The following is a 22,472-nucleotide window of genomic DNA, read 5'->3' on the forward strand; positions in this document are numbered from 1 at the left end:
TTTTTCAGCAAGACATAGGCATCTGTCAGGTTACATTTACCTGCGCGCAGCGATTTTACTTCCCATCCCAAAAGCACTAAGCCTGCCTCGAAGCGTTCTTCAACGAAGAATTCGTGGCGGGCGCGGCGGTTGAGGGCGATGGTGGACGATTTAGTTTGGCTCATAGGCGGCAATTATAGGCACAATGGTGGCCTTGTGTATCAGCGCGGCTATCCTGAAAATAGTCTTTTCGGCTAGAGCCGCCTTTTAGTGATTAAAAAAGAGAGTAATTCATGACCTCGGTGACCACTCCCCACTCAACTTCGATTGTCGCCAGCGAGTCTGCTGTCAGCAGCATTATCGTGGCAATGGCCGTACTCGCATGGGCAGGTCTTGTCGGCGCCGGCGTGCTTTGGGGCGAATTGCCCTATATGGCGCTGTCGGCAGTGTTCGCGGCATGGCCATTAGCCCTGGCCGAGCGCGCATTGGCAGTGCGCAGCAAGCGTTCATTGGTCGACGGCATGCAGCACCTAACCCGCGAAAGCGATGCCGCTCGCGGCTGGCGATTTATTGCCTATAGCGGCTTGTTTGCGGGCTTGTTAGCCATGGTGCTAACGGCTACATGGGCAGGAGTATTTACTACTGTCGCCGTGCAAAGCCTGATGCATGACCAGTCGGGCTGGCTGTCTTCAGCAATGTTGGTGCCGGCGCTAACAACCTTTGCCGTATTTCTTGGCCTATTGCGCTATGTCGGCCGCGCTAATCTCACGCATTGGCTACTGCCCATGTTGCTGTTAGCCGGCGTTAGCGCTTATAGCCTGAGTCATGAGCAGGTGTGGCCGCTAGATTCTAGCTTGGCGCTGCCAGGCGGTATCGGCTGGTCTGCGGCGCTACTCATCGGCGCGCTGCTTGGTGGCGCTGGCCTGATGGTGCGTTGGCCATGGCAACAGCATGTAACGCCGCAGCCGCTATTGCAGGGCGCTAGCGTAGTCTTCTCGATGGCCATGCTGATTTCCCTGATGTTGCCCGGCTTAGCAGCAGTGCTACTTGCCGCTGTCGCATGCTTGTTGATGCTGCTCGCTTTGGCGCGGCCATGGTTGGCGGTATTAAGTGCCCGCGGTTTAGCGATGTGGCCTGCACTATTTGTGGTGCTAGTCGTCGTCATTGGTTTGGCTGAAATCTTATGGTACACCGCAGGGCTAATTCGCCTGCAGCAGCTGAGCTTGGTGCTGTTGTTGTGGATGACCGTGAATGCGCTGGTGCTGGCGATATACGCTGGCTGGATAATGAAAATGAGCCATGCTCGCAAAGCCTTAAACCTGCCTAGTGAGGCGGCCTACAATGTCTGGCGAATAGCGATTCGCTGGGTGGCGCCCATTACACTGTTGGCCGGCGTGGGCTCATTAGTTGGGCTGATCTAATGCGTATCGAAATTGCTTATGCCGAAGTTGAGCGGCAGTGGCTGTGGCAGCGCGATGTGCCTGAGGGCAGCACACTGGCGCAGGCACTAAATGACGACGAAGTGCGAGCTGCCTGTCCGGCGCTGCAAAGTGCCGAGCTGCCTGTTGTGGGTGTGTGGAGCAAGGTGGTGGCTGAGCCGAGCACGCATATTTTGCAGGAAGGTGATCGCGTGGAGATTTATCGACCGTTGATCATCGACCCGAAAGCGGCACGAAAAGCCCGCGCTGAAAAAGCAAAACTCACGCGCTAAGAACTTATTGAAGTCGCCAATACGAAGCAAAAAAAGCGCCAACAGAAGGCGCTTTTTTTGTTTTCAACGTTATTTATTCTTCGGGGCGCTGAGACTCTAGGCCTGACTGCGTGGTGCGCACAGCGCCATCCTTGCTGCCAGGTAATGCAGGCGCTGAGCTTGGTAGCTGACCTTCGCGATCAATGCGCGCAACCACGCCATCGCTAAAGAATACGCTTAGGCGGCGATGCGGGACTTTATCAATGCCGGCTTCTTTAGCGTAGGTGCCAGGAATAAAGCGATATGCGTAATCCCAGCGAGTGGGGTTAAGCGTATCGGTGATCAGAGGCGAGCCCAGCACATAGCGAACTTGCGCAGGCGTCATGCCATTTTTGACTTTATCAGCCTGTTCGCTAGTGACTGCTTGCCCTTGCACCACATCGATGCGGTAGGCGCTAAATACATTTTTACAGCCCGCGGTGCTCAATACGGCAGCGGTGAGTGCGATTGCCAGCAGCTTCTTTTGCATGACCCGAGTGATCCTTGTAGCTTAATGGGTAACTTAATGATTCGATGGGCGCACCCAGCGACTCTTCGGGCTATCATACGGCAAACTATAGCTAAGAGACGAACCATGTCAGGAACTAGTTATGAGCTTCGCAAAGCGGGCTTAAAAGTAACCATGCCGCGAGTGAAGATTTTAGAGCTACTAGAAAGCTCTGATGTGCATCACATGAGCGCTGAAGATGTCTACAAAGCGTTATTGGCATCTGGGGAAGATGTTGGGCTTGCCACTGTTTATCGTGTACTGACGCAGTTTGAGTCAGCAGGCATGGTGGAGCGTCACAATTTCGAGGGTGGCCATTCGGTTTTTGAGCTGAGTCAGGGCGACCATCACGACCATATGGTGTGCGTCGATACTGGCGATGTAATCGAGTTTTTTGATCAAGAAATCGAGCGTCGCCAACGCGAGGTGGTGAAAGCTCGCGGCTACGAGATGGTTGATCATAGCCTCGTGCTTTATGTCCGCCGTATTAAGGAAGAGAAGGCCGATTAAGCGCCGATATGGCTGCTTAGTCGGCCATTAAGGTTCTGGCGTGCTCGCGTGTTTCCTCAGTAATGGTCACGCCGCCAGACATCCTCGCAATCTCCTCCACGCGCTCTTCTTGGTTTAACGCCACCACAGTGCTGTGCGTCGTGCCGTCGATAACGCGCTTTTCTACGCGTAAATGATGGTGTCCGCGCGCGGCAACTTGTGGCTGGTGTGTAATGCTGAAAACTTGAGCATGCTCACCGAGTGCGCGTAAAAGTCGGCCGACGACTTCAGCAATGCCACCACCAATGCCAACGTCGACTTCGTCAAAGACCATGACGGGAACGGGCGAATGGCGCGCGTGCACCACTTGTATGCCTAGTGAAAGCCGTGAAAGCTCGCCACCTGATGCGACCTTTGCCAATGCACGCAGTGGCTGACCTGGGTTGGCGCTAAATTGAAACTCGATGTCATCGAGGCCATAAGCGGCAGGTTTGGCTAGCGGCGTTAAGGTGAGCTCAAGGCGTGCGTTACTCATGCCAAGGCCGGCAAGAAATTGCTGAATATCTTCACAAAATTTTGTCGCGGCTTTGCTGCGCGCTAGTCGTAAGGCTTGTGCATGACTTCGATACGTCTCTTCAGCAGCCTGAGCCTGCTCGGCAAGCTGAGCCAAGTCTGCTGCTTCCAGCAGGGCGTCGCGCTCAGTGGCGAGTGTCTCTGCAATAGTCGGTAGTTCTTCAGGATTGGCGCGATGCTTTCGGGCTAGCTGATGACATTGGCTGAGGCGCTGCTCGAGCTCAGCAAGTTCATTTGGGCTGGCCTCTAGGTCATCTAAGAAATGCCGTAGCGACGGGCTAGCCTCTTCAATCTGAATCTGTGCACTGCGTAATAGATCGATGGCTTCCGCAAGTGCCGTAGCGCGCTGGGCGTGTGGCTCTAGGCTGCGAATGGCGCGCTGTAAGTAGCGGCTGGCGGTATCGTTCTCGCCCTCACTAATTAACGCTAAAGCCTGCTCGCCGTCGAGCTGCAAGGTGCCTATATGCGCGAGCGTGTCGTGGCGTTGCTCTAAGCGCGGATACTCATCTTTGCCAAGATTAAGTTGCGCCAGCTCAGTTAGTAAATGCTCAACAATCTCAAGTCTCGCCGCTTGTTCGGCGCCAGCGCGCTCGGCCTTGGCCAGCTTCGCGGCACTATTTTGCCAATGCGAAAAGTGACCTGCCAGCGCCTTCGACTCGGTCTGTAGCTTGGCGAAGCTATCGAGCATGCTGCGATGACTATCTTTGCGTAAAAGCGTTTGGTGCTCGTGTTGGCTATGAATATCAATCAGGCATTCGCCAATGGCGCGCAAGTCGCTGAGGTTGGCGGGCCGGCCATTAATATAGGCGCGCGAACGGCCATCGCGGCTGAAGGTGCGACGTAGCGTGCATTCGTCGCCTTCGTCGAGTTCGCGCTCCGCCAGCCAAGCCGATGCTTCAGGCAGGTAGCCGACTTGAAATAAGGCGCTGACATCGGCGCGCTCGGCGCCAGCGCGAACCACTGAGCCATCGGCGCGATCGCCCAAGCACAGGCCCAGGGCATCCATAAGGATGGATTTGCCCGCGCCGGTCTCACCTGTAATGACACTAAAGCCCGAGTTGAATTCCAGCTCGAGGTTTTCCACGATGGCAAATTGGCTGATTTTAAGCAGGCTCAGCATGGCGAGAAACTCTTGAGTCGATGACTTAATGATAGGCCAGCCATGCGCGACTTGCGATGCGGCGATGGTGAATTTTCACGCAGCCCTTGAAAAAAACAATACGTGACACCACTAGAGTAAGCATTCACGAAGTTGCCTAAGTAGGAGTTTTTATGAGCGAGCAAACGCCCCCAGAGCACGACGACATTCCAGAGCAGGCAGTAGATGCTCAGCCGCAAGCTATGGATATCCCTGAATTTGCCGACGACAGCGTAGATTTTCAAACTGCGCGCATAGCCGAACTGGAAGGCCAGCTGAAAGACTTGCAGCTGCGCACTCAGGCCGAAGTGCAAAACATTCAGCGTCGATCAGAGCGCGATGTCACTGCTGCGCATAAGTTTGCCTTAGAAAAGTTTGCCGGCAGCCTGCTCGATGTTGCCGATAATTTGGAGCGTGCGCTGCAAGCTACACCATCGGAAGAGTCAGCTCTAAAAGCCTTGCATGAAGGCGTAACGCTAACGCACAAGCTTTTTGTCGACACCATGAAACGCTTTGGTGTTGAGGCCGTTGATCCACTTGGCGAGCCGTTCAATCCCGAGCTGCATCAGGCGGTATCGACTCAGCCATCGACCACAGCGGAACCGAACTCGGTGACTGCGGTATTCCAAAAAGGCTACACCTTGTCGGGGCGTTTATTGCGGCCGGCCATGGTTGTTGTCGCGAGTGCTGGCTAAAACATATTTTTTGTCTGGGAATAGGTTCTGGGGCTTGAAAAAGTTTTCAGCAGCCTCATATCAGTAAACAGGGCGCGAGTAAGCGCAATCATTTTTGTCACAGCTCAGGCGACGCCGCCGGGCTAGTAGGAGAGCATCATGGGTAGAATTATTGGTATCGATTTGGGCACCACCAACAGCTGCGTAGCTATTTTGGATGGCGACAAAGTTAAAGTTATTGAGAACTCGGAAGGCGCGCGCACTACGCCATCGATTGTTGCTTACACAGACAACGAAGTGTTGGTTGGCGCCGGCGCAAAACGCCAAGCCGTGACGAACCCAAAAAACACGCTGTTCGCTGTTAAGCGTTTGATTGGTCGTAAGTTTAAAGATGACGTTGTGCAAAAAGACATCAAAATGGTGCCTTACAGCATCGTTGCTGCGGATAACGGCGATGCCTGGATTGATGTCAAAGGCGACAAAAAGGCGCCGCCACAAATCTCCGCCGAAGTGCTGAAGAAAATGAAGAAAACCGCTGAGGATTATCTCGGCGAAGCTGTGACTGAAGCGGTTATTACTGTGCCTGCTTACTTCAACGATTCGCAGCGCCAAGCAACCAAAGACGCTGGCCGTATTGCGGGCTTGGAAGTTAAGCGCATCATCAACGAACCTACTGCTGCGGCATTGGCGTTCGGCATGGACAAGAAAGAAGGCGATCGTAAAATTGCTGTTTATGACTTGGGCGGCGGCACATTCGACGTTTCAATCATTGAGATTGCCGAAGTAGACGGCGAGCATCAGTTTGAAGTGCTGTCGACCAACGGCGACACCTTCTTGGGTGGCGAAGATTTCGATTTGCGCTTGATCGATTACTTGTCTGATGAGTTCAAGAAAGAGACAGGCATCGATCTGCACAACGATCCATTGGCTTTGCAGCGTCTGAAAGAAGGTGCTGAAAAGGCAAAAATCGAGTTGTCATCGAGCACGCAAACCGATGTGAACTTGCCTTACATCACCGCCGATGCCACTGGCCCTAAGCATTTAAACGTGAAGGTCACGCGCGCTAAATTAGAAGCGCTAGTGGAAGACTTAGTGGCACGCACCATTGAGCCATGCCGTGTGGCTTTGGCTGATGCAGGCCTGAAAATTAGCGAAATCGGCGATGTGATTTTAGTCGGCGGCCAAACACGTATGCCTTTGGTGTTGGAGCGCGTCAAAGCCTTCTTCGGCCAAGACCCACGCCGTGATGTGAACCCCGATGAGGCAGTTGCCATTGGCGCGGCTTACCAAGGTGCCGTGTTGTCTGGTGATGTTAAAGATGTGTTATTGCTCGACGTAACGCCACTTAGCCTTGGTATTGAAACCATGGGCGGCGTGATGACAGCGTTGATCGAGAAAAACACCACCATCCCAACGAAAAAGCAGCAAGTGTTCTCGACTGCCGACGATAACCAAGCAGCTGTGACTATCCATGTTGTGCAGGGTGAGCGTAAGCAAGCCTCGCAAAACAAATCGCTGGGCCGTTTCGACTTGAGCGATATTCCACCCGCACCGCGTGGCATGCCGCAAATTGAAGTGACTTTTGATATCGATGCCAACGGTATTTTGAATGTCGGCGCTAAAGATAAAGCCACCGGTAAAGAGCAAAGCATCATCATTAAAGCCAACTCCGGTTTGAATGATGAGGAAATCGAGAAAATGGTGCGTGACGCCGAGGCCAACGCTGAGGAAGATAAAAAGTTCACTGAGCTTGTTGAGTCGCGCAACCAAGCTGACCAGTTAGTGCACTCAACGAAAAAAGCGCTGACTGATCTGGGTGATAAAGTAACGGCTGAAGAGAAAGCTACTGTCGATGCTGAAATCGAGAAAGTCGAAGCCGCGATTAAGGCCAACGACAAAGAGCAGATCGATACTGCGGTAGAAGCGTTGAGCAATGCTTCGATGCCGATCATGCAGAAAATGTATGCTGATCAAGCCGGTGCTGAAGGCGCTGCGGGCGGTGCTAGCGATGAGCCAGCAGCCGAGCCAAAGCGTGATGATGGCGCTGTCGATGCCGAATTTGAAGAAGTGAAAGACGAGAAAAAATAAGCTCTATTGATGAGTAGTGACGCACACGCGGGGATATCCCCGCGTTTGCATTTATAAGATGAAAGCGGCAGAGCTTGAGGGTTAACAAATGGCCAAGCGTGATTTTTACGAAGTATTGGGTGTACAAAAAAATGCTCCGGCAGATGAGCTGAAAAAAGCCTATCGGCGACTGGCAATGAAGCATCACCCAGACCGTAACCCTGATAGCGTCGAGGCCGAAGATAAGTTCAAAGAGGCCAACGAGGCCTATGAAGTGCTCTCCGATGCTGACAAGCGTGCGGCCTACGATCGTTATGGTCATGCCGGCATCGACCCGAATATGGGTGGCGGTGGCGGTGGTGCAGGCGGAGCTGGTTTTGGTGACATCTTTGGCGATGTCTTTGGCGATATTTTTGGTGGTGGCGGGCGTGGCGGTCAGCAGCGCAGCAATCGCGGCTCAGACTTGGGCTATACCTTAGAGCTGGATTTGGAAGAAGCTGTGCGCGGCGCGAAAGTAAAAATTAGCGTGCCAACCATGACTGAATGTGAGCCTTGCGATGGCTCAGGTGCGAAAAAAGGTACAAGTGCCAGTCAGTGCCGCAGCTGTAATGGCAGCGGCCAAGTGCGTGTGCAACAAGGCTTCTTTGTCATGAGCCAGACCTGCCCAAGCTGTCATGGTCGTGGCACAGTGATTACTGATCCTTGCGGCAGCTGTCGCGGTGAAGGTCGTGTGCGCAAGCAAAAAACATTGGAAGTGAAAATCCCGGCCGGTGTTGATACTGGCGACCGTATTCGTCTGACTGGCGAAGGCGAAGCCGGTGCGCAAGGCGGTCCAGCGGGCGATCTCTATGTGCAAATATCGGTGCGCGAGCATCGTATTTTCAAGCGTGATGGCGCCGATCTTTATTGCGAAGTGCCAATCGACTTTGCTGATGCCGCACTCGGTGGTGAGTTGGAAGTGCCAACGCTCGATGGCCGCGTGAAGCTGCGCATCCCTGAAGGTGCTCAAACGGGTAAGCTATTCCGTCTCAAGGGCAAGGGTGTGAAGCCGATTCGCTCGCATGCGCAAGGTGACATGCTGTGCCGCGTAGTCGTGGAAACGCCGGTGCATTTAAGTAGCGAGCAGAAAGAGTTGCTGCGTCAGTTCAAGCAATCAATGAGTGACGATGGCAATAAGCAGTCGCCTAATAAAGACTCATTCTTTAGCGCGGTGCGTAACTTTTTTGATGGGATGACAAAATGACACGTATTGCTATCTGTGGTGCTGCCGGCCGTATGGGTCGCGCCCTAATCGCTGCTGTGCAGGCCGCTGATGGCGCAGAGCTGAGCGCTGCGATTGAGCGCTCGGGCTCTGAGTTTCTTGGTCAGGATGCCGGCGAGCTTGCCGGCGTAGGTCGACTCAATATCGCCATTACTGATGATCTTGCTAAGGCCGATTTCGATGTCGCCATCGACTTCACTGCGCCAGCAGCAACGCTGATTCATGCCGGCATTTGCCAGCGCCTGGGGCGTGGTTTGGTTATTGGCACTACCGGGCTAAGTGCTGAACAAAAGGCTGAGCTGCAAGCATTAAGTGCGCAACAGGCTATGGTCTATTCGGGCAACTATTCAGTAGGCGTGAATGTCAGCTTGAAGATGCTTGAGCTGGCGGCGAAAGCCTTTGGCGACACTGTCGATATCGACGTGCTAGAAGCGCATCACCGCCACAAAGTAGATGCGCCCTCGGGCACAGCATTGATGATGGGTGAGGCCGTAGCTAGCGCATTGGGCCGTGATCTTAATGAGGTTGCGGTCTATGCTCGCCATGGCCACACCGGCGCACGCGAACGCCAGCAAATTGGCTTTCAAACTTTGCGTGGCGGCGACACTGTCGGTGATCACACGGTGTTTTTCTTTGGCGAAGGTGAGCGCGTTGAAGTTCGCCACGTTGCCACCAATCGCGCCAATTTCGCCACCGGTGCTGTGCGCTCTGCGCGCTGGCTTGCTTCAGATAAGGATGCGCAAGTGCCGGCGCTTTATTCCATGCAAGACGTGCTTGGCTTAGCGTAACTTGCCGCAACAGCCCACTGTATTCACACCCTAATTACGCAGTTTAAGGATGTGTTTGGTTGGACAGCGGGCATGCATCTGCGTAGAATGCCGCTTCAAATCGTGCCAGCGTGCAACCCCTATATGGATAGAACGAGAAGGATTGTCATCGCTTCTCGCTTTTTTGCACGCGCGCTTAACTAAAATCGCTGTGTGGAGGTCGGTTTGAGCAAAGTTGCCATTCTCGCGCTAGAAGACGGAAGTGTTTTCAAGGGCGTATCAATCGGAGCAGATGGTCAATCATCTGGCGAAGTCGTTTTTAATACCGCCATGACTGGTTATCAGGAAATTCTGACCGACCCATCGTATTGCCAGCAAATGGTCACCTTGACCTATCCGCACATTGGCAACACCGGCGTAAACAACGAAGACAACGAATCAACTCAGGTTTGGGCTGCGGGCTTAATCATCCGTGATAGCTCGATGATCGCTAGCAACTGGCGAATGACTGAGACGCTGCCAGACTATTTGGTGCGCAACAATGTTGTCGCTATTGCTGAAATCGACACGCGCCGCTTAACGCGCATCTTGCGCGAAAGCGGTACGCAAAATGGCGTTATTGTCGCCGGCGCCGCTGCAGAAGTAGAAGGTGCGGTTGAAGCGGCCATTGCTAGCGCGAAAAAAGTGCCTAGCTTGAAGGGCGCGGACTTAGCCAAAGTCGTCAGCACAAAAGAAGTTTATCGCTGGACAGAAGGTAGCTGGGATCTGGCGAAAGGTTATGTCACGCCAACTGAAGCGCCGCGCTTTAAAGTCGTGGCCTATGACTTCGGTGTTAAGCACAACATTCTGCGCCTGCTGGTTGATCGTGGTTGCGAGCTGATTGTGGTGCCGGCTCAAACTTCGGCGGCTGATGTACTGGCAATGAACCCCGATGGCGTCTTTCTCTCCAATGGTCCAGGCGATCCTGAGCCTTGCGACTACGCCATTGCGGCGATTAAGACCTTTTTAGATAAAGACTTACCAATTTTCGGCATCTGCTTAGGGCATCAGCTGTTAGCGCTCGCCTCAGGTGCGAAAACGCTGAAAATGAAATTTGGCCATCATGGTGCCAACCATCCAGTGCAGAATTTAGACACCGGCCGCGTCATGATTACCAGTCAGAACCACGGCTTCTCTGTAGATGGAGCGACACTGCCCGCGACATTGCGTGCAACTCACAAGTCACTATTCGATGATTCGTTGCAAGGCCTGCACCATACCGATAAGCCAGCGTTTAGTTTCCAGGGGCACCCTGAAGCTAGCCCTGGGCCAACAGATGTGCAGCCCTTGTTCGACCACTTTTTTGAATTGATGCAGGCTCGGAAGTAAGACATGCCAAAGCGTACTGATATCCAAAGCATTCTCATCATCGGCGCAGGTCCGATTGTCATTGGTCAAGCCTGCGAGTTCGATTACTCCGGCGCGCAAGCGTGTAAGGCGCTGCGTGAAGAGGGTTATCGCGTCATTCTGGTGAACTCGAACCCAGCCACCATCATGACCGACCCGTCGATGGCCGACTCGACTTATATCGAGCCGATCACGTGGCAAACCGTTGCGCAAATTATCGAGAAAGAGCGCCCCGATGCGCTGCTGCCGACCATGGGCGGCCAGACCGCGCTGAACTGCGCGCTCGAGTTAGATGCGAAAGGCGTGTTGGCGAAATTCAATGTTGAGCTGATTGGCGCTTCGAAAGAAGCTATCCGCATGGCGGAAGACCGCAAGCTGTTTGACCAGGCTATGCGCCGTATTGGCCTCGAATGCCCACGCGCTGGCATCGCCACCAATATGGACGAAGCCTTTGCTGTGCTCGAAACCACTGGCTTTCCATCGATTATTCGCCCGTCGTTCACCATGGGCGGCTCCGGCGGTGGTATTGCCTACAACCGTGAAGAATTCATCGAGATTTGCGAGCGCGGCCTAGACTTATCGCCAACCAATGAATTGCTCATCGATGAGTCATTAATTGGTTGGAAAGAATATGAGATGGAAGTCGTGCGCGATCGCAACGACAACTGCATCATCGTCTGCGCCATCGAAAACTTCGACGCCATGGGCGTGCACACCGGCGATTCGATCACGGTAGCACCTGCGCAAACGCTGACCGATAAAGAATATCAAATCATGCGCGACGCTTCTTGCGCCGTGCTGCGTGAAATCGGTGTTGAAACCGGCGGCTCCAACGTACAGTTTGGTATCAGTCCAGATGATGGCCGCATGGTCGTTATCGAGATGAACCCGCGTGTGTCGCGTTCATCGGCGCTGGCGTCAAAAGCCACTGGCTTCCCGATTGCTAAAGTCGCGGCCAAATTGGCAGTTGGTTACACCCTTGATGAGTTGAAAAATGACATCACCGGTGGTTTAACCCCGGCGTCATTTGAGCCTTCAATCGACTATATCGTCACTAAGATTCCTCGTTTCAACTTCGAGAAATTTGCCCAAGCAGAGCCACGCTTAACGACGCAGATGAAGTCGGTTGGCGAAGTCATGGCCATCGGCCGTACTTTCCAAGAGTCTTTACAGAAGGCTCTGCGCGGCCTTGAAGTTGGTGTCGATGGCTTCACGCCAATTCTCGATCCCAGCGCACCAAATGCCGAAGCCAAGCTTCGCAATGAATTGTCGAACCCAGGCCCCGAGCGTATTTGGTATATCGGTGATGCTTTCCGCATGGGGCTAAGCGTTAACGAAGTATTCCGCTTAACCGGTGTCGATCCTTGGTTCTTAGTGCAGATCGAAGATCTGATTAAAACTGAAGCCGGTGTGACTCAGCTCGGCTTTGCCAATCTTGACCGCGATGCCATGTGGAAACTCAAGCGCAAAGGCTTTGCCGACAGCCGCTTAGCCACGCTTATCGGTGTGTCAGAGCAAGAGCTGCGTAAGCGCCGCTGGAGCCAAGGCATTCGCCCGGTTTATAAGCGCGTCGATACCTGTGCTGCCGAGTTTGCGACTAGCACCGCCTATATGTACTCGACCTACGAAGAGACTTGCGAAGCTGAGCCAAGCAATCGCAACAAAATTATGGTGCTGGGCGGTGGTCCAAACCGTATCGGCCAGGGCATTGAGTTCGATTATTGCTGCGTCCACGCGGCATTGGCGATGCGCGAAGATGGTTATGAAACCATCATGATCAACTGCAACCCAGAAACAGTTTCTACCGACTACGATACTTCCGATCGCCTGTATTTCGAGCCGGTCACGCTAGAAGATGTGCTTGAGATTGCTGCGCTAGAAAAGCCCAAAGGTGTGATCGTGCAATACGGTGGCCAAACGCCACTAAAATTAGCGCGCGCACTCGAGGCTGCCGGCGTACCTATCATCGGCACATCGCCAGATGCTATTGATCGTGCTGAAGACCGTGAGCGCTTCCAGCAAATGGTTGAGCGTTTAAATCTTTTGCAGCCACCAAACCGTCTAGCGCGCTCGACAGAAGAGGGCTTGTTGCTAGCTTCGGAAGTTGGCTATCCCTTGGTTGTGCGCCCGAGCTATGTGCTTGGTGGCCGCGCCATGGAAATCGTTTTTAACGATGCTGAGCTGGCGCGTTATCTGCGCGAAGCTGTTAGCGCCTCAAATGAATCGCCGGTGCTGCTCGATCGCTTCTTAGATGATGCCATTGAGATCGATGTTGACTGCGTCAGCGACGGCACCACCGTGGTGATCGGCGGCATCATGCAGCACATCGAACAAGCCGGTATTCACTCCGGTGACTCGGCCTGTTCATTGCCGCCATATAACTTATCGGCTGAGCTACAAGATGTGATGCGTGAGCAAACCGTCGCTATGGCACGCGAGCTGGGTGTTATTGGCCTGATGAACGTGCAGTTTGCCGTCAAAGGCAGCGATGTCTATGTGCTGGAGGTTAACCCACGTGCATCGCGCACCGTGCCTTTTGTGTCGAAATGCATCGGTGTTTCGCTAGCCAAAGTAGCCGCGCGTTGCATGGCCGGTATGTCCTTGCAGGATCAAGGCTTTACCAAGGAAATCATTCCGAACTATTACAGCGTGAAAGAAGCGGTGTTCCCGTTCGCGAAGTTCCCTGGCGTCGATCCTATTCTTGGCCCAGAAATGAAATCCACCGGTGAGGTTATGGGCTCCGGCGCAACCTTCGCCGAAGCTTTCCACAAAGCGGTATTGGGCTCGAATGAGCGCCTGCCGACCGGTGGCCGTGTATTTTTATCAGTACGTGAATCTGACAAGCCGCATGTCTCGCGCGTCGCTGGCGAATTGGCTGAGCTGGGCTTCTCGCTCGTTGCCACCAGCGGAACACAAGCAATACTTGCTGCGGCAGGCATTGCTTGTGAGCGTGTGAATAAAGTGACCGAAGGTCGCCCACACATCGTCGACATGTTGAAGAATGGCGAAATCAACTTCATCATTAACACCACGGAAGGCAAGCAGGCGCAGGAAGACTCATTCTCCATTCGCCGTAGCGCATTGCAGGGTAAGGTCTACTACACGACCACGCTCAGCGGCGCCGAAGCGGTTAGCCAGTCACTGCGCTCCAAAGATGCATTGACGGTGCGTCGCTTGCAGGATCTCCACGAGGGACTTTGATATGCAACGTTATCCGATGACGGTTCAAGGCGCAGACGCGCTAAAGGCTGAGCTCAATAAGCTGAAATTCATCGATCGCCCTGCGGTTATTGCGGCGATCGCTGAGGCACGCGCCCACGGCGACTTGAAAGAGAACGCTGAGTATCACGCTGCGCGCGAGCAGCAGGGTTTCATTGAAGGTCGCCTGCAAGATATCGAGGGTAAGCTGTCAAATGCGCAAATTATCGATATTTTGCAGATGCCGAAAACTGGCAAGGTGATTTTTGGTGCGACAGTCGATATCGAAAACATCGATACCGGCGAAACCAAGACTTATCACATTGTTGGCGATGACGAAGCCGATTTTAAAATCGGTAAAATTTCAGTCAATTCACCCATTGCGCGTGGCTTGATTGGTAAGACTGAAGGCGATGAAGCGCTCATCGAGACGCCCGGCGGCACCGTCGAGTTTGAAGTCATGGCAGTTCGCTACGAATAACGAGTAACACTCCATGGCTGTTAAACGCGCACATATTCTGCAGCATGTAGTTTTTGAGGGGCCCGGCTATATTGCTGATTGGCTTTCTGCGCACGGCGCCGAAGTCAGCACAACCGCTTGGTATGACGGCAATCCTGAGCTGCCAGCACTGGACGGCATAGACTTGTTGGTCTGTCTCGGCGGGCCAATGAGTGTGCATGACAACGAACAGTATCCATGGCTTGCCGACGAGCGTGCTTTTTTGCGCGAAGCCATCACGCGTGGTGTGCCGACATTGGGCATCTGCTTAGGCGCTCAGCAAATGAGCTTGTGCTTGGGCGGTGAGGTTAACCCTAACCCTGTGCGCGAGATTGGCTGGTTTGGTCTGTCTGGGCATGCGTCGACATCATCAATACCCAATGTGCTCGATGAATTATGCGTGCTGCATTGGCATGGCGAATGCTTTTCGCTACCTGAAGGTGCTGAGCTGTTGGCAAGCAGCAAGGCGTGCGGCGTACAAGCTGCGTTGCTTGGCGATCGCGCGTTGGCTCTGCAGTGCCATTTGGAAATAAAGCCAGATGGGCTCGAAGACTTAGTTGCTCATTGTGGCGCTGAACTTGCTGCCGGTCCTGCCGTACAGTCAACGGAGACACTTCTGCAGTGGCCTAAGACGACATATGAAGAAATGCATAAGACGTTAACCAAGTTGCTCTCATGGCTAACTACCACGCGTACTAGCGGCAAATAAGCTCGCACTTAAAGTTTAAATGCGAGCTTATGGGCTCTTAGGTTAACGCGCGTAGCAAGTTCGAAAGTTTTGGGTCTGGACGCTTCGATGGGCGATAAAGCAAAACCAGCTTGCCAATGCTTTGAGCAATCTGCGACTGCGTAGCGCTAGCGATCTCGGTAATGACTTCGGTACGTGCTGCGCGGTCTTCACCGCCAACGCGAACTTTAATCAGCTCATGGTCTTCCAGGCGAGCATCAATCTCTGCAAGCACCGCCTCAGTTAAACCATTGCCGCCAAGTTGTACTAGCGGGTTTAGGTGATGGCCAATTTGGCGCAAACGTTTTTTCTCAGCGGTGGACAAGCTCACGATAACCTCAGCTCTAGGGCGGTTGCCTGCATTTAGCAGGGCAAAACTCGCCGAATTCTGGTAAAAAGAGTGCCTATTCTAGCGGGTTGTCGGCGCTAGTTCCTGTTTTTCTCGCATTGTCTGTAGTGTTGTCGGTGTTATGGCCACAAAAATCACAAATCGTAAGCTCTCTGGCCGTAGCAAAATCTGGATGCAAGAGCATCTCGACGACCATTATGTGCAAAAAGCTTGGCAGGATGGCTACCGTTCGCGCGCAAGCTATAAGCTTCTTGAGCTGCAGGAAAAAGATAAGCTAATTCGCCCGGGCATGAATATTTTAGACTTGGGTTCGGCGCCAGGAAGCTGGTGTCAGGTTGCGGGTCGGCTGATGGATGGTCGCGGTAAAGTAGTTGCTACTGACATTTTGCCGATGGATGCTTTGCCAGATGTAACCTTTGTTCAGGGCGATTTTCGTGAGCAAGAAGTTAACGATGCCATCATGGCTGAGCTTAATGGCGAGCTTATGGACCTTGTAATTTGTGATATGGCCCCCAATATGTCTGGTAACACTTCGGTGGACTTGCCGCGAGCCATGTACTTATGCGAATTGGCATTAGATATGGCAGTACAAGTTCTGCGCCCGAAAGGCACTTTTGTTGTAAAGGCCTTTCATGGCGAAGGTTACGAAGAATATCGGCGAGCGATCTTGCAACACTTTGCGGTGTTGAAAGCGCGTAAGCCAGACGCCTCGCGAGCGCGTTCGCGAGAAGTATATTTAGTGGCGAGCGGACTCCGCGAGCCTAAGTGATGGAATGTCCATCGCTCTCGGCAGCTTTAAGCTGCCACAACAAGGTCGGCTGACCTGGAGGTTGTCGCGTGAATGATTTCGGCAAAAACATCGTGGTGTGGTTACTGGTTGCAGGGGCACTAGCCTACGTTTTCGGTAGCTTCAATCAAAAAGCGCCTAGCGCCGCGATGAATTACAGTGACTTTGTCGCTGCAGTTGATGCAGGCGAGATTAAAAGCGTGCGCATCCAGCCTGACCTGATCACTGGGCAGCGTTCGGGTGGTGCCAAATTTGAAACTGTGCGCCCTCCCGCTGAAGACAAAGATCTGATTAATCAGCTACTACGTCAAAAAGTGACCGTAGAAGGCGCCGCTCCTGAACAGCAGGGCATGTTGTCGCAACTATTAGTTGCTGCATTCCCGATCTTGCTGATGGTCGCTTTATTTATTTTTCTATCTCGGAAAATGAGTGGCGGCATGGGTGGCGGCGGCGGTCGCGGTAACCCAATGAGCTTTGGTAAGTCACGCGCACGTCAGCTCACCGAAGATCAAATCAAAGTCACTTTTGCCGATGTTGCCGGCTGTGACGAAGCCAAAGAAGAAGTCAGCGAAGTAGTTGAGTTCTTACGCGATCCGGGCAAATTCCAAAACCTCGGTGGCCGTATTCCTCGCGGCATTCTCATGGTAGGTCAGCCGGGCACCGGTAAAACGCTGTTAGCGAAAGCTATTGCTGGCGAAGCGAAAGTGCCATTTTTCAGCATCTCAGGTTCAGATTTTGTCGAGATGTTTGTCGGCGTTGGCGCTAGCCGCGTGCGCGATATGTTTGAGCAGGCTAAAAAGCAGGCGCCATGCATTATTTTCATCGATGAAATCGATGCGGTCGGCCGCCATCGCGGCGCCGGCATGGGCGGTGGTCACGATGAGCGCGAACAAACCTTGAACCAGTTATTGGTTGAAATGGATGGTTTTGAGGGCAATGAAGGTGTCATCGTCATCGCCGCTACTAACCGCCCCGATGTGCTCGATACAGCCTTGCTGCGCCCCGGTCGTTTTGACCGTCAAGTGGTTGTTGGTTTGCCGGATGTACGTGGTCGTGAGCAAATTTTGGTTGTGCACATGCGCAAAATCCCGATGGGCAATGATGTCGTGCCCAACACATTGGCGCGCAGCACGCCGGGCTTCTCTGGCGCCGACTTGGCAAACTTAGTTAACGAGGCGGCGTTATTCGCCGCTCGTAGCAACCTCAAGCAAGTCAGCATGAATGAGTTTGAGAAAGCCAAAGATAAAATCATGATGGGCGCTGAGCGCAAATCCATGGTGATGTCAGAGAAAGAAAAACTGAACACGGCGTTTCACGAAGCGGGGCATGCCATTGTCGGGCGCCTCGTTCCTGAGCATGACCCGGTTTATAAAGTCTCAATTATTCCTCGTGGCCGCGCACTCGGCGTGACCATGTTCTTGCCGGAAGAAGACCGCTACTCGATGTCTAAGCGTGGCATTGAAGGCAATATCTGCTCCTTGTTTGGCGGGCGTATTGCCGAAGAGTTGACGCTAGGCTTTGAAGGTGTGACCACTGGCGCGAGCAACGATATTCAGCGCGCAACCGAGCTTGCTCGCAATATGGTCACAAAATGGGGCTTGTCGGAGAAGCTCGGCCCATTGCTCTATGAGGAAGATGAGGGCGAGGTGTTTTTGGGTCGCTCGGTTACTCAGCACAAAAGTGTTTCCAGCCAAACAGCCATCGACATTGATATTGAAGTGCGCTCGGTGATTGATCGCTGCTATGCCAGAGCACGCGAAATGCTCGTTGAAAATCGCGACATTCTCGACTCCATGTCTGAGGCTCTGATGAAGTACGAAACCATCGATGCGCCGCAAATCGATGACTTGATGGCGCGTCGCGAAGTGCGTCCACCAAAAGGTTGGACAGATGATGGCTCGACTGGTGGCGGCAATGCCACAGCGCCAACTGAAGCTAAAGATGACGTTGCCGACAGCGCTACACCTGCTCCGGATGCCGTCTGATTTAACGAGCGTAGCGCAGTGACGCAACTACACTGCGGCGGCCGTGACCTTGATCTGTCTCGGCCTGTGGTCATGGGGGTGCTCAATGTCACCCCCGATTCATTTTCAGATGGTGGTCGTTACGTCGCTATCGATGCCGCTTTACGTCTAGCTGAGAAAATGTGCCAAGACGGTGCCGGCATTATTGATGTCGGTGGTGAAAGTACACGCCCTGGCGCTGCCCCAGTCTCCAGCAATGAAGAGTTAGATCGGGTGATGCCAGTAGTTGAGGCCATCCATCAGCGCTTCGATGTCATTATCTCTCTCGATACCTCTACGCCGGCATTAATCACCGCAGGTGCATCTGCAGGCGCAGGCCTGATCAATGACGTGCGCGCATTGCAGCGACCTGGCGCACTGGCGGCAGCTGCAGCAACGTCACTACCTATCTGTCTTATGCATATGCAGGGCGAGCCCGACACCATGCAGCTAAGACCGCATTACGACAGTGTTTGTGATGAGGTCATGGCGTTTTTGCGGGAACGTGCAGAGGCATGCATAAATGCCGGTATAGCCGCTGAGCGCTTGCTATACGATCCCGGCTTTGGCTTCGGCAAAACATTAAGTCACAACCTCAGTCTGCTAAGGCATTTCGAGCGCTTGCATGCGCTGGGTGGGCCATTGCTTGTGGGCATGTCTCGCAAATCTATGCTTGGCCAGGTTCTTGGTGGCGCAGCAGTCGATGCGCGCGCCGCAGCTGGTTTAGCCGCAGCTGTATTGGCGGTTGAGCGTGGCGCCCGTATTATTCGTACACATGATGTTCGTGAAACAGCCGATGCCTTAGCGCTCTGGCAAGCACAATCACAGGAATGACAAGGAAAATCATGAGCAGAAAATATTTCGGCACCGATGGTGTGCGCGGCTTGGTAGGTCAATATCCAATCACTCCTGAGTTTGCCCTGAAGCTAGGCTGGGCTGCTGGTCGTGCCATGACTGCAAATGCCGCAGGCGCATCGGTCGTAGTGGGTAAAGACACACGACTAAGCGGTTATTTATTTGAAGCGGCATTAGAAGCAGGCCTTTCAGCGGCTGGTGTTAGCGTGCGTTTGCTCGGGCCAATCCCAACGCCGGCAGTAGCGCATTTAACGCGCGCTTTTCATGCCAGCGCAGGCATTGTGATTTCAGCGTCACACAATCCCTATCATGACAATGGCATCAAATTTTTCGGCCCCGATGGCCGCAAGCTAGACGACGCGGTTGAGCTCAGCATTGAGTCTTGGCTCGATAAAGAAATGACCATCGATAATCCTGACTTGCTCGGCAAGGTGACGCGCCAAGAAGATGCGCGCGGTCGCTACATCGAGTTTTGCAAATCCACATTTCCCTATCATTTAACGCTGCGTGGATTAAAAATCGTCATCGATGGTGCGCACGGCGCAACCTATCACGTCGGGCCGGCCGTTTTTGATGAGCTCGGCGCGACGGTGATTCGTCATGCCTGTGAGCCCAACGGTCAAAACATCAATGACGGTGTTGGCTCTACTCATCCTGAGTCGCTACAGCAGCGCGTATTGGCCGAAAAAGCCGATCTCGGCATTGCCTTTGATGGCGATGGCGATCGCATTGTCATGGTCGATCATCGCGGCGAAGTCATTGATGGCGATGAGTTGCTCTACATCATGGCTTGCGAGCGCCAGCGCAGCGGGCAAGATCTTGGCGGCGTTGTTGGCACTTTGATGAGTAATTTTGGACTTGAGAAAGCCATTACCGCCCTGGGCGTTGAGTTTGTTCGCGCCAATGTTGGCGACCGTTATGTCATGGCTGCTCTCAATGAGCGCGGCTGGACTTTGGGCGGCGAGGCATCTGGGCATATTGTCTGTCTCGATAAGACGAGCACCGGCGATGCGATCGTCGCCGCGCTGCAGGTGCTGAAAGCGATAGTTGAGAGTGGTAAGTCGTTGGCTGACTTGAAGTCTGGCATGAGCAAGTTTCCGCATCAGCTCATCAATGTGCGCTTGGCAGAGCGTGTTGATGTGATGAGCAAGGAGAGCGTGCAAAAAGCCATCGCCGATGCTGAGCAGCAGTTGGCTGGTCAGGGGCGTGTGTTGCTGCGCGCATCTGGCACCGAGCCGGTAATTCGGGTCATGGTGGAAGGCCAAAATGCACCATTAGTGCAGGCGCTTGCAGAATCTCTTGCTGAGACCGTGCGCAACTGCTTGTAAGCCGTCGTCGGCTTCGCTAGTATTGCCGACCTCGCGAGGCCGGCCTGCCAAGGAATATGTTTATGCGTCAGCCCTGGGTTGGTGGTAACTGGAAAATGAATGGTCTGCGCGAGTCCAATGCAGCATTGTTAGGCGCTTTAAAAGGCGCGGAGCAGTTAGCTGGTGTGGATGTTGCGATTGCTGTGCCTGCGCCTTATTGGCAGCAAGCTAGCGAGGCGATGAACGATTGCGCGATTAATGTCATGGCGCAAACCATCTCGCCACACGCCTCTGGCGCTTACACCGGCGATTGCTCGGTGGCCATGATGCAAGATTTCAAGCTCTCGGGTGCCTTAGTTGGTCACTCAGAGCGACGCCAAGGTGCCGGTGAATCCGATGCCTTGGTGGCGGCGCAGTTTGCTGCACTGCGTGGCGCAGGCTTGTCTGCGGTGCTTTGTGTGGGTGAGACGCTGGCTGAGCGCGAGGCAGGTGAAACGCTAGCAGTGGTATCGCGACAGTTAGTTGCAGTGCTAGAGCAGTACGGTGCCGAAGCATTGGCCACTGGCGTTTTGGCCTATGAGCCTGTGTGGGCAATTGGCACTGGCTTAACTGCCACGCCAGAGCAGGCGCAAGCTGTGCACGCTTCATTGCGGGCTGTAGTGGCTGCTTTCGATATTAATGCAGCAAATGCGTTGCGCATTGTTTACGGTGGCAGCGTAAAAGCAGATAATGCGGCCGGCTTATTTAGCATGCCGGATATTGATGGGGCGTTGGTCGGGGGGGCATCCTTGTCGGCGTCAGAATTTTTAGCGATTTGCCAAGCGGCTGGGCAGATCGCGCTATAGGATGAATGGTCATGGAAACACTGGTGTTGGTTGCGCACATCATCGTGGCAGTGGTCATGATAGGCCTGATTCTAGTTCAGCAAGGTAAGGGTGCCGAAATGGGCGCCTCCTTTGGCTCGGGCGCATCAGGTACAGTATTTGGCGGCTCAGGTTCGACTGGTTTTCTGACGAAGATGACCGCAGTTTTGGCTTTGGTTTTCTTCCTAACCAGCCTTGGCTTGGCAATTTATGCTAAAAACCATTCGCGTGCGTTGACTTCATCGCTCGCTCCAAATTCACAAGCAATTCCTGGCTTGCCAGAACTGCCCGTGAGAAAAGCGCCAGCAGCGCCGGCAAACCCTGATTTGCCAGTCGCACCAGCGCAGTAAAACGATCGCACTAATGTGCGTCCCGGTGGCGGGATTAAACACCAATGCGGGAGTGGTGAAATTGGTATACACGCAGCCTTGAGGTGGCTGTGCCTTCGGGTGTGGGGGTTCAAGTCCCCCCTTCCGCACCAATTTAGCTGAATTTCTGAGCAATCAGTGAATTCAGTGTAAATACTGGCAATGCCAGTAGCGAAAGGGTTTGACAAGTCCGTGTCATGTCCCTACAGTTCGCAACCTCTGATGCGGGGTGGAGCAGTCAGGTAGCTCGTCGGGCTCATAACCCGAAGGTCGTTGGTTCAAATCCAGCCCCCGCTACCACATTCGGACTTTGTAAAAAAGCCCACTTATAGTGGGCTTTTTTATAGGTCTCGCGGCAGGTGATACCCGGTGTCACCGGGCTGCCGTCAACGTGGGCATTGAGGCCCATTTTTTGTTTCTGAAATTTGTAAATCGCCAGAGTTAGGCGCTGGGAGAGACGGGCACAATGGCCATCTCGAAGAAGATTGAAGAGTTAACGCAACTGCTGCAGCCCGTAGTGGAGTCATGTGACTTCCAGCTTTGGGGTGTCGAGTTTTTTCAGCAGGGCAGGCATTCGGTATTACGCGTTTTTATCGATACCGATCGTGAAGCCGGTGTCGGCATTGATGACTGCTCAAGCATTAGTCATCAAATCAGCGGTGTGATGGATGTTGAAGATCCTATTGCCGGAGAGTACACGCTGGAAGTATCGTCGCCAGGCTGGGATCGGGGCTTATTCCATCCCGACCAATACGCCGCCTACGTTGGCGAAGAAATGAATATACGTCTTACTGCTCCGCTACAGGGTCGCCGCCGCTTCAAAGGCGCCATGCAGCGCTGCACAGAGGCTACGGTGACATTGTTGGTTGATGGCATCGAGTTTGATATTCCGTTTGTCAGTATCGATAAGGCAAATATCGTTCCGACCTTTTGATAGAACACGAA

22 protein-coding genes and 2 tRNA genes are annotated in these 22,472 nt (G+C 53.5%); 20 read left to right on the forward strand and 4 right to left on the reverse strand.

Translation table 11 applies throughout. The features are described from left to right. Nucleotides 1-164, reverse strand: a 164-nt coding sequence (locus tag AC3DKE_RS06130; RefSeq protein ID WP_487990245.1) for an SsrA-binding protein, incomplete at its 3' end; no start/stop codon positions are given. A 108-nt stretch (nt 165-272) separates the two neighbouring features. Here AC3DKE_RS06130 and AC3DKE_RS06135 point away from each other — a divergent pair. After that, on the forward strand, nt 273-1,400 hold the full coding sequence (locus AC3DKE_RS06135) for a hypothetical protein (protein ID WP_379071950.1): 1,128 nt from the start codon (nt 273-275) through the stop codon (nt 1,398-1,400). Then, nucleotides 1,400-1,690: an RnfH family protein gene (locus AC3DKE_RS06140; RefSeq protein ID WP_340675688.1), complete on the forward strand. Its 291-nt coding sequence runs from the start codon at nt 1,400-1,402 to the stop codon at nt 1,688-1,690. Before AC3DKE_RS06135 ends, AC3DKE_RS06140 begins: the two co-directional genes overlap by 1 nt. A 73-nt stretch (nt 1,691-1,763) precedes the next feature. Here the strand turns inward: AC3DKE_RS06140 and AC3DKE_RS06145 are convergent, their stop codons facing one another. Beyond that, nucleotides 1,764-2,198: an outer membrane protein assembly factor BamE gene (locus AC3DKE_RS06145; RefSeq protein ID WP_340675687.1), complete on the reverse strand. Its 435-nt coding sequence runs from the start codon at nt 2,196-2,198 to the stop codon at nt 1,764-1,766. A gap of 105 nt (nt 2,199-2,303) precedes the next feature. Between AC3DKE_RS06145 and fur the strand changes: the two genes are divergently transcribed. Next, nucleotides 2,304-2,726, forward strand: coding sequence for a ferric iron uptake transcriptional regulator (fur, locus tag AC3DKE_RS06150; RefSeq protein WP_487990239.1), 423 nt, complete (start codon nt 2,304-2,306; stop codon nt 2,724-2,726). Between the two features lie 16 nt (nt 2,727-2,742). On the opposite strand, the gene recN is transcribed toward fur, so the two are convergent. Then, nucleotides 2,743-4,398 (reverse strand): DNA repair protein RecN, encoded by a 1,656-nt coding sequence (gene recN / locus AC3DKE_RS06155; protein WP_340675685.1) that lies wholly within the window; start codon nt 4,396-4,398, stop codon nt 2,743-2,745. Nucleotides 4,399-4,550: 152 nt separating this feature from the next. Between recN and grpE the strand changes: the two genes are divergently transcribed. The 8 genes from grpE (at nt 4,551) to AC3DKE_RS06195 (ending at nt 14,977) form a co-directional block, all read left to right on the forward strand. After that, nucleotides 4,551-5,111 carry a nucleotide exchange factor GrpE gene (gene grpE / locus AC3DKE_RS06160; RefSeq protein ID WP_379071962.1) on the forward strand — a complete coding sequence of 187 codons (561 nt, stop codon included), beginning with the start codon at nt 4,551-4,553 and terminating at the stop codon, nt 5,109-5,111. A 138-nt stretch (nt 5,112-5,249) separates the two neighbouring features. Further along, the gene (gene dnaK / locus AC3DKE_RS06165; RefSeq protein ID WP_340675683.1) at nt 5,250-7,178 is read left to right on the forward strand and encodes a molecular chaperone DnaK; all 1,929 of its coding nucleotides are present in this window, start codon (nt 5,250-5,252) and stop codon (nt 7,176-7,178) included. Nucleotides 7,179-7,266: 88 nt separating this feature from the next. Further along, the gene (gene dnaJ, locus AC3DKE_RS06170; protein WP_340675682.1) at nt 7,267-8,400 is read left to right on the forward strand and encodes a molecular chaperone DnaJ; all 1,134 of its coding nucleotides are present in this window, start codon (nt 7,267-7,269) and stop codon (nt 8,398-8,400) included. After that, nucleotides 8,397-9,206, forward strand: coding sequence for a 4-hydroxy-tetrahydrodipicolinate reductase (dapB, locus tag AC3DKE_RS06175; RefSeq protein ID WP_340675681.1), 810 nt, complete (start codon nt 8,397-8,399; stop codon nt 9,204-9,206). Before dnaJ ends, dapB begins: the two co-directional genes overlap by 4 nt. Nucleotides 9,207-9,410: 204 nt before the next feature. Further along, entirely contained in the window at nt 9,411-10,553 is a 1,143-nt protein-coding gene (carA, locus tag AC3DKE_RS06180) for a glutamine-hydrolyzing carbamoyl-phosphate synthase small subunit (protein WP_340675680.1), read from the forward strand. 3 nt (nt 10,554-10,556) lie between these two features. Further along, nucleotides 10,557-13,772: a carbamoyl-phosphate synthase large subunit gene (gene carB, locus AC3DKE_RS06185; protein WP_340675679.1), complete on the forward strand. Its 3,216-nt coding sequence runs from the start codon at nt 10,557-10,559 to the stop codon at nt 13,770-13,772. Between the two features lies 1 nt (nt 13,773). Beyond that, complete coding sequence (greA, locus tag AC3DKE_RS06190) at nt 13,774-14,250, forward strand: transcription elongation factor GreA (RefSeq protein ID WP_379071970.1); 477 nt, start codon at nt 13,774-13,776, stop codon at nt 14,248-14,250. A 13-nt stretch (nt 14,251-14,263) separates the two neighbouring features. Further along, complete coding sequence (locus AC3DKE_RS06195) at nt 14,264-14,977, forward strand: type 1 glutamine amidotransferase (protein ID WP_487990240.1); 714 nt, start codon at nt 14,264-14,266, stop codon at nt 14,975-14,977. 37 nt (nt 14,978-15,014) lie between these two features. Here AC3DKE_RS06195 and yhbY read toward each other — a convergent pair whose 3' ends face one another. Then, on the reverse strand, nt 15,015-15,329 hold the full coding sequence (gene yhbY / locus AC3DKE_RS06200; protein ID WP_340676133.1) for a ribosome assembly RNA-binding protein YhbY: 315 nt from the start codon (nt 15,327-15,329) through the stop codon (nt 15,015-15,017). Nucleotides 15,330-15,465: 136 nt separating this feature from the next. On the opposite strand from yhbY, the gene rlmE reads away from it, so the two are divergent. From rlmE to rimP, 9 genes are all read left to right on the forward strand, one after another. Beyond that, complete coding sequence (gene rlmE / locus AC3DKE_RS06205; RefSeq protein WP_340675676.1) at nt 15,466-16,113, forward strand: 23S rRNA (uridine(2552)-2'-O)-methyltransferase RlmE; 648 nt, start codon at nt 15,466-15,468, stop codon at nt 16,111-16,113. Nucleotides 16,114-16,181: 68 nt separating this feature from the next. After that, on the forward strand, nt 16,182-18,116 hold the full coding sequence (gene ftsH / locus AC3DKE_RS06210) for an ATP-dependent zinc metalloprotease FtsH (RefSeq protein WP_340675675.1): 1,935 nt from the start codon (nt 16,182-16,184) through the stop codon (nt 18,114-18,116). Between the two features lie 72 nt (nt 18,117-18,188). Further along, entirely contained in the window at nt 18,189-18,968 is a 780-nt protein-coding gene (folP, locus tag AC3DKE_RS06215) for a dihydropteroate synthase (protein ID WP_411729699.1), read from the forward strand. Between the two features lie 11 nt (nt 18,969-18,979). Beyond that, nucleotides 18,980-20,317 (forward strand): phosphoglucosamine mutase, encoded by a 1,338-nt coding sequence (gene glmM, locus AC3DKE_RS06220; protein WP_340675674.1) that lies wholly within the window; start codon nt 18,980-18,982, stop codon nt 20,315-20,317. Nucleotides 20,318-20,379: 62 nt separating this feature from the next. After that, nucleotides 20,380-21,141 carry a triose-phosphate isomerase gene (gene tpiA / locus AC3DKE_RS06225; RefSeq protein ID WP_379071978.1) on the forward strand — a complete coding sequence of 254 codons (762 nt, stop codon included), beginning with the start codon at nt 20,380-20,382 and terminating at the stop codon, nt 21,139-21,141. A gap of 11 nt (nt 21,142-21,152) precedes the next feature. After that, nucleotides 21,153-21,509 (forward strand): preprotein translocase subunit SecG, encoded by a 357-nt coding sequence (secG, locus tag AC3DKE_RS06230; protein ID WP_340675672.1) that lies wholly within the window; start codon nt 21,153-21,155, stop codon nt 21,507-21,509. Between the two features lie 46 nt (nt 21,510-21,555). Next, nucleotides 21,556-21,640 (forward strand) — tRNA-Leu (locus AC3DKE_RS06235). 110 nt (nt 21,641-21,750) lie between these two features. Beyond that, nucleotides 21,751-21,827: transfer RNA gene (locus AC3DKE_RS06240), tRNA-Met, on the forward strand. Nucleotides 21,828-21,993: 166 nt separating this feature from the next. Continuing rightward, nucleotides 21,994-22,461, forward strand: a complete 468-nt coding sequence (gene rimP, locus AC3DKE_RS06245) for a ribosome maturation factor RimP (protein WP_487990241.1) — start codon at nt 21,994-21,996, stop codon at nt 22,459-22,461. The last annotated feature ends 11 nt before the right edge of the window (nt 22,462-22,472 follow it).

This window comes from Paraperlucidibaca sp., assembly GCF_982810325.1.